This window comes from Shewanella pneumatophori, from assembly GCF_023283895.1.
GTDB lineage: Bacteria > Pseudomonadota > Gammaproteobacteria > Enterobacterales > Shewanellaceae > Shewanella > Shewanella pneumatophori.
The window spans coordinates 24,327-38,523 of record NZ_JAKILB010000014.1; the positions used below are offsets into that span (position 1 = coordinate 24,327).

Annotated in this window: 7 protein-coding genes; 4 read left to right on the forward strand and 3 right to left on the reverse strand. The window is 44.1% G+C overall.

Annotation, left to right across the window (positions count from 1 at the left end; genetic code table 11):
• Positions 1-52: 52 nt before the first annotated feature.
• The 4 genes from recC to L2740_RS17640 all read left to right on the forward strand — a co-directional run bounded on the left by recC (position 53) and on the right by L2740_RS17640 (position 10,650).
• A complete protein-coding gene (gene recC / locus L2740_RS17625; protein WP_248951385.1) occupies positions 53-3,706 on the forward strand; it encodes an exodeoxyribonuclease V subunit gamma in 3,654 nt (1,217 codons plus the stop codon).
• Positions 3,707-3,723: 17 nt separating this feature from the next.
• Positions 3,724-7,377 carry an exodeoxyribonuclease V subunit beta gene (gene recB, locus L2740_RS17630; RefSeq protein WP_420833545.1) on the forward strand — a complete coding sequence of 1,218 codons (3,654 nt, stop codon included), beginning with the start codon at positions 3,724-3,726 and terminating at the stop codon, positions 7,375-7,377.
• Positions 7,374-9,371 (forward strand): exodeoxyribonuclease V subunit alpha, encoded by a 1,998-nt coding sequence (gene recD, locus L2740_RS17635; protein ID WP_248951386.1) that lies wholly within the window; start codon positions 7,374-7,376, stop codon positions 9,369-9,371. Before recB ends, recD begins: the two co-directional genes overlap by 4 nt.
• 277 nt (positions 9,372-9,648) lie before the next feature.
• Complete coding sequence (locus tag L2740_RS17640; protein WP_248951387.1) at positions 9,649-10,650, forward strand: D-alanine--D-alanine ligase; 1,002 nt, start codon at positions 9,649-9,651, stop codon at positions 10,648-10,650.
• Between the two features lie 2 nt (positions 10,651-10,652).
• Here L2740_RS17640 and L2740_RS17645 read toward each other — a convergent pair whose 3' ends face one another.
• The 3 genes from L2740_RS17645 to L2740_RS17655 all read right to left on the reverse strand — a co-directional run bounded on the left by L2740_RS17645 (position 10,653) and on the right by L2740_RS17655 (position 14,192).
• Positions 10,653-11,522: a substrate-binding periplasmic protein gene (locus L2740_RS17645; protein ID WP_248951388.1), complete on the reverse strand. Its 870-nt coding sequence runs from the start codon at positions 11,520-11,522 to the stop codon at positions 10,653-10,655.
• Positions 11,523-11,610: 88 nt separating this feature from the next.
• The gene (locus L2740_RS17650; RefSeq protein ID WP_248951389.1) at positions 11,611-13,320 is read right to left on the reverse strand and encodes an ABC transporter substrate-binding protein; all 1,710 of its coding nucleotides are present in this window, start codon (positions 13,318-13,320) and stop codon (positions 11,611-11,613) included.
• Between the two features lie 272 nt (positions 13,321-13,592).
• Entirely contained in the window at positions 13,593-14,192 is a 600-nt protein-coding gene (locus L2740_RS17655) for a cytochrome c3 family protein (RefSeq protein WP_248951390.1), read from the reverse strand.
• Between the last annotated feature and the right edge of the window lie 5 nt (positions 14,193-14,197).

The following is a 14,197-nucleotide window of genomic DNA, read 5'->3' on the forward strand; positions in this document are numbered from 1 at the left end:
TAAGCGCGCATTTATGTCCATCTTTCGACTGCATGCTTGTTAAAGGACCGCCATGTTATATCTAGTGCAATCAAACCAAATGGAAGCATTGTCTGCGCTGTTAGCAACCGAGCTTCGTACCCCTTTGCCTAATACGCCTTTGTTAATGCCAGAGCATATTTTGGTACAAAGTCCAGGCATGTCTACTTGGTTACGTTTAGAAATTGCCAGACAAAATAACATCGCAGCCGGACTTGAGTTCCCTCTTCCCTCAAGCTTTATTTGGCAACTTTGCCACACCTTGCTTGACGACGTACCAAAAGAGAACGCATTTACTAAAGCGGCCATGACATGGAAGCTTATGGAGCTGTTGCCGACACTGATTGATCGAGAAGACTTTTTACCTCTGGCAAATTACCTTAATAACGGTAATGCAGAAACAGAGCTTACAAGCAGCGCTGCACTCGATAACCAAACAATCGCTAGCGCCAACCAAGAAGCCGCGCAAAATCCATTAAAGCTTTATCAGCTTTGTGGTCAAATTGCCGATATTTTTGACCAATATTTGGTTTACCGCCCTGACTGGATTACAGCATGGGAAGCTAATGAGCCAACCTTGCCGCCCAGAGGAGATAGACCCAGTCCCGCACAAGCATGGCAGCCTATCCTGTGGCGTGCGTTAATCGATTTTAATGCCAATACGCTACACAAAAGCCAGTATCACCGTGCCAATTTACATCAAGCGCTGTTTGATGCCCTAGACGATCCCGCCACTAACTTAGATGCCTTACCAAGGCGTCTATTTGTATTTGGTATTTCATCAATGGCGCCACAAACATTAGATGTGCTGCACTATTTGGCTAAACGAATCGACGTTGTCATGTTGAATTTGAGCCCGTGTCAGCATTACTGGGGCGATATTGTCGATCCCCGACTACGTGCGCGTATGGCACTGCAATATGCAGACAAAAATAAACTTGAGCTAGAATGGGAAGATAAGCTTGAAGTCGGCAACCCATTGCTAGCCAATAACGGTAAAATGGGTCGTGAACTGCTCGACTTATTACTAGAACTGCCAGAAGAACATACCGCTTTTAACTTCGAATGCTATCAAGAGCCAAACCCAACTAGCATGTTAAGCGGGGTGCAATACGATATTTTAGAGCTCAGCACCCGCGGCCAAAGTCTTGGCCCTGATGCTGCGCTTTATTTAAGCTTAGATGGCCGCCGTGTAATTGAGCCATCTGATAACTCAATTACCGTAAGAAGCTGTCATAGCCCACTGCGTGAAGTTGAAACCTTGCATGATCACTTACTTGAAATGCTATCGCGGCCACAAACAACTGAACAAGCTGCGCTTAGCCCAAAAGATATCGTGATCATGATGCCAGATGTAGCTGCTTACGCACCGTACATTGATGCAGTTTTTGGCGCCAAACAAGGCAGTCATTATATTCCTTATGCCATTGCCGATCGCGGTGCTGCTCAAGAATCACCGCTTATATCCAGCTTTTTGCACCTGTTAAAAATCAATCAAAGCCGCTTTGGCCTTACTGATATTTTAAGTATTCTTGAAGTGCCAGCTGTGCTGCGCCGTTTTGAACTTGATGATGAAAGCCTCGCGGTCATTAAGCGCTGGTTAGATCAAGCTGGCGTTCGTTGGGGCCGTGATGAAACCAGCCGCACCGAATATCAACTGCCCGCATTTGAGCAAAACTCTTGGGCCTTTGGTATTAAAAGGCTCATCTTAGGTTATAGCTTTAGCGATGATGCGCCAATCTACCAACACAGCTTATCGGTCAATGGCGTTGAAGGCCAAACCGCACAAGCTCTCGGTAAGTTGCTTGATTTCATCGAAGCCCTCGATGAAGTGCAACAAGCATTGGCACAAGTGTCTAATCTTGAGCTGCGCATGGCACAACTTGAAAGCATTCTCGATGATTTTTATGAGGTTGACGATGATGAGCGGGTGCAGCAACAAGAGATCCGCGACGCTATTGTTAAGCTCAATGAAGAACTCACTGAAGCGGGCCACACAACACCATTAACCATTGAAGTATTGCAAAACTGGTTTAACAGTCGCCTATCTGAATCTCGAGTTGGCCAGCGTTACCTTGCGGGTAGCGTTAACTTTTGTACCTTAATGCCTATGCGTTCAATCCCATTTAAGCTGGTTTGTCTGCTGGGGATGAATGATGGCGTCTACCCAAGAGTACAGCACCCGGTTGGTTTTGATCTCGTGGCACAAATGGGACCAAGAAAAGGTGACCGCTCTCGCCGTCTAGATGATAGATACCTATTTTTAGAGGCGATTCTATCGGCTCGAGAGCAGCTATACATTAGCTTTATCGGTAATAGCGAGCGTGATGACTCTGAGCGGATCCCGTCAATGTTGGTATCAGAACTTATCGAATATTGTCAGCTGGTTTATTTGCCGCAATCTCTTGAGCAGCATTTACATGATGAGCAGATTGAGCCCAATTTAGTTGATGCGATTGAAAAGCAGATCCGTGAGCACCTTATTATCAAGCAGCCTCTGCAGCCTTTTGATGGCAGGCTTTATCAAGCAGCGGAAACTGAAGCGGACTCTAACCATATTCAGCAAAGCTATGCAGCCCAGTGGTGCCCTGCCGTTGTTAGTGAAGCGAAACGATTAGATGATTCAAACAATCACTACAAACGCTTTATCGATGCCAATAGCCAGATATTGCCTTTTACTGACGATAGCAGTAGCGAAGCCAATACCGCTGTAAACGTACCAGAGCTAGAAGTGTCGGCCTTAATCCGTTTTTTCAGAAACCCAGCGCAGTATTTCTTTAACCGTACTCTAAAAGTGGATCTTAGCTTATCAATCCAAGCAGATGATAACGATGAGCCATTTAGCTTAAATGCATTAGAGCGTTATAAGTTACAGGCAGTACTGCTCGATAGCGCCATTGATAGCGGCATCGAAAAACCAAACCTTGAGCTATTAGAGCGGCTAAAGGCGCAAGGCAACTTGCCGTTAAAGCCATTTGATGACTTATTGCTCAATCAATATTTGCATGATATTAAGCCACTGATTGGCCGAAGCTTATACTTAAAAGGCGATAAATCTCATTCGGTGGATATCGACTTACACTTTGAGCAGTTAGATCTTAAACTCGTCGGCCGCATTGATGACTTAAGCGCTAAAGGCTTAGTCAATTATCGCCCAGGCACAGCCAATGGCCGTGATTTAATTCGCGTGTATTTACGTCATTTATGTTTATGTGCCATGCAGCAAACTGATTCTAATACCAAACAAGCAAGCGCTAATGCTCTGCCAATTACCAGCTATTTGCTTGATATCGGTCATTTTCATGCATTCGCTCCTATTACACCAGAGCAGGCAAAAAAACAGTTAAGCCAGTGGTTGAGCTATTTCCAACAAGGACAGATGCATCCGATTATGTTTATGCCGCGCACAGCCCTAGCCTATGTAGAGGCAGAGGGTTCCCATTGGCAAAAACTATTAGAGGCACAGTCTCAATGGCTCGATGAGCAAAGCCAGTTAGGTGAAGGCCTAGAGCCGCATTTTCAACGTTTGTTTAGTTTCCCCGATGACTTTACCGAAGATAACTTTGGCAATATTGCCAATCAATTATTAGCGCCGTTAATCAGCCTTTATCACAAAGACAGGTTAAGTGAGTTAGCCAACTTTGTAGAAGCTGGCGTCAATACTGCAGATTTAGGCGAGGTAAAGTAATGAGCCAACAACAATCTATGACGACTGATATCAATATGGCCGATAGCACAAGCACAACAGCAACTATCGTTACTGAGCCTCTCGACACCCTCACCTTACCTTTTGGCGGCAGTCGATTAATTGAGGCCAGTGCGGGTACAGGTAAAACCTTTACCATTGCTGGTTTATACGTGCGTTTATTGCTAGGTCACGGAATTGAGTCACCGCTTACCTGTGAGCAAATTTTGGTAGTAACTTTTACCAATGCTGCTACGGGTGAGCTAAGAGATCGTATCCGTAAAAAAATCCAGCTCGCGTATCGCCGTTTTATTGGCTTAGAAGTAAACGATGATTTAATCAATGCGCTATATGAAGCCACCGCAGAAGACAATTTACCGCTGGCAAGAAAGCGCTTAGATTTAGCGCTAAAGTCATTAGATGAAGCGGCAATTTATACCATTCATGGTTTTTGTCAGCGTATTTTGGCTGATATGGCCTTTGAATCATCGCTATTGTTTGAGTCAGAATTTACCTTAGATGACAGTGAATTTTTACATCATGCCGTGCGCGATTTCTGGCGCGAGAAATGCTATCCACTTAGCGGCAGCTTAGCCGATGTTATACAGGCAAAATTTAGCGACCCAGATGCACTATCACGTCAGCTTAGACCCATACTCGGTGCGAGCAGCGCTATTGCCAAACCTGCACCACAGGCTTTTGACAAACTTGAAGTCAATCTTAATGAAAGCCTAAACCGCTTTAAGTTAAGTTGGCCTACTGCTCGTGAACAAACCGAAACGTTACTGCATTCACTGCCACTTAATGGTGCGCGTTTTGGTAAACAAGCTGATGGTTATCCAAAGCTTGCAGTTATGCTTGACGCCCTTGATAACTGGGCAACCTTTGGTCAAGGCTTGCCGCCCGCTAAAGTGCTCGACGCGTTATCGCTTAATAATTTAAAGTTAAACAAGGGTGGCCAAATCCCAACGGCGCAAGAAGCACCTGAACTTGCACATATGGAGCGCCTTGCAGAGCTGATTGCCTGCTTAATTCCCAGCTTTTTATATTGTGCCAGAGACGGGATCTCAAAGCGTTTTGCCGCGCAAAAACTCGAGCGTAACTTGCTCACGCCAGATGATCTGTTACTCACCCTTGCAGGGGCATTAAAAGCATCCCAAGAGCATGGGCTAGCAAGCAGTATTAGTCAGCGTTTTCCGGTTGCATTAATTGATGAATTCCAAGACACCGACCCACTGCAATTTGAGATCTTTAACACGATTTATCAAGCCGATGCTGATATTGGTTCAGAAACTGAAAAGGCAAAAGATAAACTCAGTTTATTGATGATTGGCGATCCTAAGCAGGCTATTTATGCATTTCGCGGCGCCGATATTCATACCTATATTCACGCCCGCGAGCAAACGGCTAAACACTATAATCTCGATACAAATTATCGCTCCAATAAGCAGATGGTTGATGCGGTTAATGGTATTTTTAGCCAAAAAGATGATCCCTTTATTAGCGAATCTATCCCTTTTGAATCGGTAAAAGCCTCAAGCTTTGCAAACAGCAAAGTGTTAACCGAACAAAAAACTGACGACAGCGCGTTACGTATAAGGGTGTTGAGCGAAGAAGCAGAAAAAGGCTTAAATAAAACTACCGCTCGCCGGCTATTAGCTGACGATGTAGCTAATGAGATCACATCGCTACTTACTGATGCGCAGCAAAACAGATGCCTAATTGGTAATGCGCCATTAAAAGCCAAAGACATCGCAGTGCTAGTGCGTGACCGCCATGAAGCCAATGTTATCAAGTCAGCTTTAAATCAGCGCCAAGTCGGTGCAGTATTTTTAAGTCGTGATAGCGTGTTTAATACCTTAGAAGCACGTGAACTGGCTTTAGTGCTTTATGCAATTAGCGACCCTAAAGATGAGCGCGCCCTGCGCAGCGCCCTTGCAACTTCATTACTTGGCTATAGCGCTGAAGCGATTCATCAGTTCAACCAAGATGAAGATAAACGCCAAGCTTTACTTGAGCAATTTGCCGAGCTTAATCAAGTTTGGATAAGACGCGGCATTATGCCTGCGCTGCTTACCCTTGCTAGCCAAACCCAAATTATTGAACGTTTACTTAGCGATAGTGATGGCGAGCGACGCTTAACCGACTTCAGACATTTAGGTGAATTACTGCAGCAAAAAGCCACCGAGCTTGACGGCATGAGCGCGCTGATCAACTGGTTTGAACAAGCACTTATCGAAAACCAGCCGAGTGAAGATGCGCAGCTGCGTTTAGAAAGCGAGCAAAACCTAGTGCAAATTGTGACTATTCATAAGAGTAAAGGTTTAGAGTACCCAATTTGCTTCATCCCCTTTGTGAGCCTAAGCCGAGATAACCGTAAAAAACCGTCGCCAATGCTGTATCACGATAACAATAAACTTATTTGGGATATTGAGCAGACCGATGAAGGCTGGGAGCGACAAAAACGTGAAACCTTGGCAGAAGATCTACGTTTGTTATATGTGGCTCTCACCCGCCCAGTGCTGAAGTGCTATTTGTATATCGCCAATCATAGCCGGTTTACTAAAAAGTCTGGCATGACTAGCCAACTGCACGAAACCGCTATTGGTTACCTGTTAGGGATTGACGACAAGGCCTGTGATTACGACAGGTTACTCACTCAAGCTAAACGCTTGCAGCAAACTTGTCCAATCGCTATGCGCCTAGAAGAGTTGCCAGCGGCAGGAACAACACATCTAGCAGACATGGACATAGTACAGCTTGAAAGCAGTGATACTGCGCCTGTTAGCTACGCACCTAAAACGCTCAAACGTGCGCATATTACACCTTGGCGTGTCGGCAGTTATTCCGGCTTAGTCAAACATGTTGCTCATGAAAAAGTACTGCCGGGCGCTGACGATGAAGTATTTCCTGAAGTAGATGTCATCACAGATGAAGTCGATGACACACCGTCACGCTTTACGTTTGAGCGCGGCGCCAATGCTGGTAGTTTTATGCATCTTGTATTGGAGCTTATTGATTTTACTAATGCCGACAGCGATCTCAATGAACAGCTTCCTGTTGCTATGCTTAAATACGGCATAGATGAAAGCTGGACTGAAGTGCTTAAAGATTGGTATATGGATCTGTTACATGCACCATTAGCTAATGATGGTTCGCTAATGTTAGCCCAGTTAACCCAGCAGCAAAAATTGGTTGAAATGGAGTTTTATTTGCCCATTAATGCGCTACATGCCGATAAACTTAACGCGCTGCTTATCGAGTATGGCTACAGTGCAGGCTTAAATTTTGATGAGCTACAGGGAATGCTAAAAGGCTTTATCGATTTAACCTTTGAACATAATAATCAATACTTTATTGCCGACTATAAGTCTAACCACTTGGGCAATGACACCAGTGTTTACCATAATCAGAATATGCTGCAAGCCATTCGCTCTCACCGTTATGATCTGCAATATATTATTTATACCCTTGCTCTGCATCGTTACTTAGCTTTGCGTATGGCTAATTACGATTATGATCTGCACATAGGCGGCAGTTTTTATCTATTTTTACGTGGTATGTCAGCAAATGCGCCGCAATCAGGTGTATTTTACGATAAGCCACCAAAAGCGCTAATCGAAAAGCTCGATGCCTTATTTAGTGAAACCGCAACCGATGCGGAGGTCAAATGATCGTTACCACAAAGCCAATTAAAGAGTTACTTAAAATTTGGCAACAAGAGCGCTTAATCACTTCGCTAGACCGTCACTTTGCGCTAGAGATGACTAAGCTACACCAAGAAACACCGCCACTATTTACGCTTATTTGTGCGCTTGTCAGTCAGCATTTATCAAGCCAGCATACTTGTTTGCCGCTAAAACAGATTGATTTAGATAACCCGTTTAAAGAGCAGATAAGTCAGTGCAAAATTGAGCTGGACGTTGAACAATTAACCGAGCAGCTGTTAGCTTTTGATGCCGTCGGCACAATAGATAATGCCCACAATAAACCGCTAATTTTAGATAAAGGTAACCTGTATCTTCAGCGTTATTACCATTATGAAAAAGATGTTGCTGGCGCCCTAAAACGCTTAGCTCAGACTAATGCTCAGCTTGATAAAGCGCACCTTGAAGAGGCGAATGTGTTACTCGGGCAACTCTTTACACCAACTGAGCAGCAATACGACTGGCAGAAAATAGCCACAGCTACCGCGATGACTAAAAAGCTTGCGGTGATCACCGGTGGCCCCGGTACAGGTAAAACCACCACTGTCACCAAGTTGCTTTATTTACTATGTGCCCGCCAAGCACTCACGATTCGCTTAGTGGCGCCAACCGGTAAAGCCGCTGCGCGCTTAAGTGAGTCTATTAAAGCGTCTAAGCAACGTTTAGCTAGTGATCTTAAGCACGCAGGTATTAGCGACTTAGCTAACAATATTGCCAATATTCCAGAAGAGGCCGCCACGCTGCATCGCTTGCTCGGCGTTATTCCCAATTCACACGAATTTAGGCATAACAAAGATAACCCTCTACGGCTTGACCTATTGGTGATTGATGAAGCCTCAATGGTCGATTTACCTATGATGTACAAAGTGTTGTCAGCCCTGCCTGAACACGCAAGCCTTATTCTGCTTGGCGACCAAGATCAGCTAGCATCAGTTGAAGCGGGTGCGGTACTTGCTGATATCTGTGCGGGCTTAAAACAAGTGGCTAAATCAGGCAAAAAGAGTCGCTGGCATATGCGCTACTCTCAAGACCAAGCTGAGTTACTGGGTCAACTTACCGACACAGGGTTATCAGAGTTTATTCACCCAAATCCTAAAATTGGCGATAGCTTGTGTATGCTAATGCACAGTCATCGCTTTCAAGGCGATGCAGGTATTGGCCAGCTAGCCACGGCGGTAAACCAATCAAACCTTGAGCGAATTGCTCAAGTTTGGCAAACCGGCTACCAAGAGCTGTTATGGATTGAACATAGCCAACAAACTAACCAGTTCAATCAGCCTGCACTCACTCATTCAACGGCAAACATTAGCAATCAAGGCCTTGAGCAGTTACTAAACCAAGCTGTTGAACAGTATGGTCATTACTTAAATCAGATTGACGCTAACTCTCTGCCGTCAGCGCAAGCGATTATTGATAGCTTTAACCAATACCGAATTTTATGTGCAATGCGTGCAGGAGAATACGGCGTTGAAGGCATAAATCAAAGTGTTACCAATGCGCTTGCGGCCAATGGTTTAATTAAGCCTGAGCAAGAGTTTTACGCCGGTCGTCCGCTTATCATTCAAAGTAATGATTACAACCTTGGCCTATTTAATGGTGATATTGGACTTATTTTACCTGACTCCACCAGCGAAACAGGCCGATTAATGGCACACTTTATTCAAGCTGATGGCAGTTTACTCAAAGTGCTACCAGCTAGACTACCAAGCCATGAAACCTGTTACGCTATGACAGTGCACAAAAGCCAAGGCAGTGAATTTAGCCATGTCGCTTTAGTCTTGCCGATTAGACCCAGCGTTGCCCAGCAACAACTGTTATCGAAAGAGCTTATTTATACCGCGATTACGCGAGCCAAACATCACTTTACCTGTTTAGGTAGCCAGCGAGTGTTTGAGCATGCTAGTACCTGCTTGACTCAGCGGGCATCAGGCTTAGCGCAAAGATTATGGCGAGAAGACTAAATTTTACAGAGAAGACTAAGTTTTACAGAGAATTAAAGCTCACAAAAAATAAAGCATACAAAGCTGGCGCTAGCAGTAATATAAACAAACATTAACTGTCTGCGCCTTTACCCGAGTGCTTTCACGTATTAACGTGACTATCAGCTAAAGTGAGCATCAAACTAAGCACTAATTACGAATATAAAAGCAGCATTTAATCAGATTAAACTCTGCAATACTTGCATTAAAAAGGGATTACGCCATAGTAATCCCGCTATGGGTAACTTCTGGAGACAAAATGACCCAAACCAATTTATTACTGCTCTGCGGTGGCGGAGCTGACGAGCACAGCATTTCACTTTTATCAGCCAATTTTTTCGAAGCGCAGCTCGCTACATTGCCTCATTTCAATGTACTTCGTGTAGAGCTCAATGCTGAAGGACAATATCACACTCAAGCCGGCGATAAATGTGAGTTAACCAATCGTAAGCAAATTCGTTTCGACGATGACAGTAAAGCACCATGGGATGTCGATTATGTTATCCCGTGTATTCACGGCTACCCAGGTGAAACAGGTGATATTCAATCCTATTTTGAGTTAATCAACCTACCCTATTTTGGTTGTGACTCAGAGGCCAGCAGTAACTGCTTCAATAAAGTTACCGCAAAAATGTGGTTTAGCGCCCTTGGGATCCCCAACACGCCATATATTTTCTTAAACGAATTTAACCAAGATGCCGTTCAACAAACTGAGCAAGCACTTGAAAAATGGGGCTCTATTTTCATTAAAGCGGCATCACAAGGATCATCTGTTGGCTGTTACCGCGTTGATAACATCCAGCAATTAGCCAATTCACTTGAACAAGCCTTTAAATACTCACCTTATGTAGTGGTAGAGAAAACAATCAAAGCACGTGAGCTAGAAGTGGCGACTTATGAAGTTGACGGTGAAATCATCGCTACGAAACCGGGTGAGATTGTTTGTGCTAGCAATACTTTCTATAGTTTCGATGAAAAATACGCTGAAAATAGCCAAGCACAAACGGTCATTGAAGCAGATGTTGATGACGCGATCGCTAAGCAAATTCAAGAATATGCGATTAAAGCATTCAAAGGTATGAAGCTACGTCATTTATCAAGAATCGACTTCTTTTTAACTGACGAAAATGAAATTTTGCTAAATGAAATTAATACTTTCCCTGGGCAAACTCATATCTCAATGTTCCCTAAAATGCTGCAAAACCACGGTCATAACTTTGCAGAGTATCTATCAGGAAACATTTTGGCGCAGCTGAAATAAGCCTATAAGCTGATCCTGACGCCGTATTCTGCATATAACGCATCAATAAAGCCGTCTTGATACATTGCCAATAGCGCGCTATCAAGGCGGTTTTTTATTTTAGTGTCTAAATTAACATTACACGCCATAGCCCGTATCGAAGTGTAAAAAATAAGCTCCGGCTCCCCCAATTCAACGCCATACAAATCCATGTCGCTGCGGGCACTCATCAGCTCGGAGGCCATGAGGTCGATACGATTATATTGCAGCTTTTTAATATTTTGGCTGCGCAGCGATGCGAGTTCAACCTCATAGCCTAAATCCATTAAATATTCAGCAATACCACTGCCTAAATATGACCCTATGGTCAAGGATTTAGCATCACTCAAACTCGCTAAATGAATTTTTTGCTGACTTGAACTGTACAAACCATAGCGTGAGATCAACATAGGGCTGATCCAGCGATAACTCGCTTCACGCTCTTGAGTGCGCTCGATAGGCGTGATGCAGTGCTGAGCACTATGAAGCGTTTTAAGTAAACCCCGCTTTAACGGCATAAACGTCAGTTGATAATCCAATTGCGCACGAGCAAACATTTCCGCAATAAGTTCAACCAACAACCCTTGCTCTTTCCCTTGTTTAACAAATGCAAAAGGTGCCGCTTCATAAGTTAAGATCTGCAGTGGCCTGACTGCGGGTTTCACCTCAGATTTCATTGAAGAAATCACAGGTGCATTATCTCTAGTCGCTGCGCTGACAATGGTTTCAGCGTAAGCAAAACTGCTGAATGCGATCAAGATTACCATCATTAAAGAAGCTCGAGTGCCGATTTCGGCTATTGGCGCAATCTTTGAAGAGAAAGCCTTTAGCAAAACCAAGCTAACAAAACTCATTTTGGCCAAAGCCATGCTAGAAAGAGTTACCCCAGAAAAAATATAGCAACAAGCGCTGTTGACAAAGTCTTGCAGCCTTAAAGCATAGTCATAATTGCCACGCACGAATGGCCTCCTCATATGGTAAAGTTTTACCTTTTACAGTTTGAGGTATTTGCGCTTTTGGGGCGCCGGGCTGAGCCAACCAAACATCTGTCCCCCTAGGCGGATTTAATTTCGGGGCGCAGCGCTTAATATCGCTATGCTGCAATCTCGCCAAATGTTTATCAAAAGTTATCGCTAAGCTGTCTAGTGCTTGCTGAGCGGGTTTTTTCCCAGACACAACCGTAGCAATGTGTCGCCACCAATACTTAGCCATATGCGGATAATCTGGCACGTTATGGCCTGTAGGTGTCCACACATCCCGCGCACGGCTGCGATAAAACTCAATAAGCCCACCTAGATAAGGGGCACGGCGACTCACCTCTGCAGAATTCAAATCAGACAGTCGCACCGGATTATAACTAGTTAAAAATTTTTTTAAGCTCACCGTTTTAGATACAACAAACTGAGCATATAGCCAAGCAGCCTGACGACGCGCAAGCGGTGTGGACTTGAGGAATGTCCAAGCTCCAGTATCTTGATAACCCGACTTCATTCCTACTTGCCAATATTTGCCAACCGGCGATGGCGCAACTCGCCATTTTGGTGTGCCATCCTCATTAATAAGTGTGGAGCCTTTATCGATAAAGCTATCAATATCGGCGCTATACCAAAAGATCTGCTGCGCGATCACACCATTCGCCGCCCAAGCTAAAGATTGCGAAAAGTAAATATCTCTCACTGACGCAGGAGCGTATTTTAGCCACTCAACGTACTTTTCTACTGCGTAAACAGCTGCGGGGCTATTTAAGGCACCACCACGCTCGGTACTCGCACCAACCGGGCGACAATCTTCAACTCGAATGCCCCACTCATCAACCGGTAATCCATTAGGTAAGCCCTTATCGCCAACACCTGCCATTGAAAGCCATGCATCAGATATACGCCATCCCAAAGATGGATGCGCCTTAGCGTAATCCATATGGCCGTATATACGCTTACCATCAATCCGTCTTACTTTTTCACTGAAAAACTCGGCAATGTCCTCATAAGCTTGCCAATTTTGAGGCACCGCCAGCTCATAGCCATACAGAGATTTAAATAAGCGCTGCAGCTCTGGTCTGTTAAACCAATCTTGACGATACCAATAAAGGTTTGCAAACTGCTGATCTGGCAACTGATAGATTTTGCCATCAGGGCTTGTGGTAAAATCAAGGCCGATAAAATCTTGCAGTTCTAGACTTGGTAAGGTGACATCTTTGCCCTCACCTTTGATAAAATCACTTATCGGCTCAACATAATTCTGCCTAAAGTAAGTGCCAATCAAGTCACTGTCTGTTAGATACGCGTCATACAAATTATGGCCAGTCGTATTTTGAACTGACATTTTATGCAGTACATCACCTTCACCTGTTACTTCATGAATTACCCGAATACCGGTTATTTCAGTAAAGGCTTTAGCTAGTGTTTCAGATTCGTAAATATGTGTAGGGATCCGTTCAGAAGTAACTCTAATGGTCAGATCTCGGTAGGGTTTTGCAGCATTGATAAACCACTGCATTTCGCGCTCTTGCTCTGCAGTTGTTAGTGTCGATGGTTGAAACTCTGTATTTATCCAATGCTTGGCCGCGCTTTCCTGAGCATTTACAGCTGTACCTCGTGCTAGGAAAAGCAAACTCGCCACCGCAAGTACCTGCAGGGTATTCTGTTTAAGCACCTATCTTCTCCTTGATAGTTTAGCCAAGCCAGACTAAAGCAAATTCACTGTAAAAGCTGCAACTCTATAATCTTCCTGATAAGTGATATAAGCTAATATTCTTATGCTATTTTCTAAGCTCACTTAACTGGACCTATTTAAGCCAAATTTCCAGCTTAAAATATCTAAACAGCACCACTTAATCGAGCCATATCACTAGGCTATAAAGTAAAGCATAAACACAAAAAAGCCAGTGCAAAATGCACTGGCTTTGAAGATAAATTTTCACCAGTCTACCAGCCTTCAACTCCTTGCATATCTGGTAATTGATGAGCGATACCTTTGTGGCAATCAATACAAGTTTTCTCTCCACTCGCAAGTGAGGTCGAGTGCATATTTGCTGCTCGTTGAGACTGGCGCGTAAAGTCCATGTAATCGAAGTTATGACAGTTTCGACATTCCAAGGAATCATTAGCCTTTAAACGTGCCCACTCGTGCTCAGCAAGCTCTCTCCTTTTCGCTTCAAATTTTTCTGGTGTATTAATCGTGCCAAACACTTTACCCCAAACCTCTTTCGAAGCCTGCATTTTTCGGGCTATCTTATCGGTCCAGTTATGAGGAACGTGACAATCAGGACAGGTCGCTCTCACACCACTTCGGTTAGTAAAGTGAATTGTCGACTGCAACTCTTGATAGACATTATTTTCCATCTCATGGCAACTAATACAAAAAGCTTCGGTATTAGATACCGACAAAGCAGTATTAAAGCCACCCCAAAAAATAACCCCCGCAATAAAGCCACCCAAAGTGAGAAAACCTAAGCTGTAATGCACACTTGGTTTTCTCAGTACCACCCAGATTTTTTTAAGGGTAGCGAGTAATTTCGCAATCATATCAG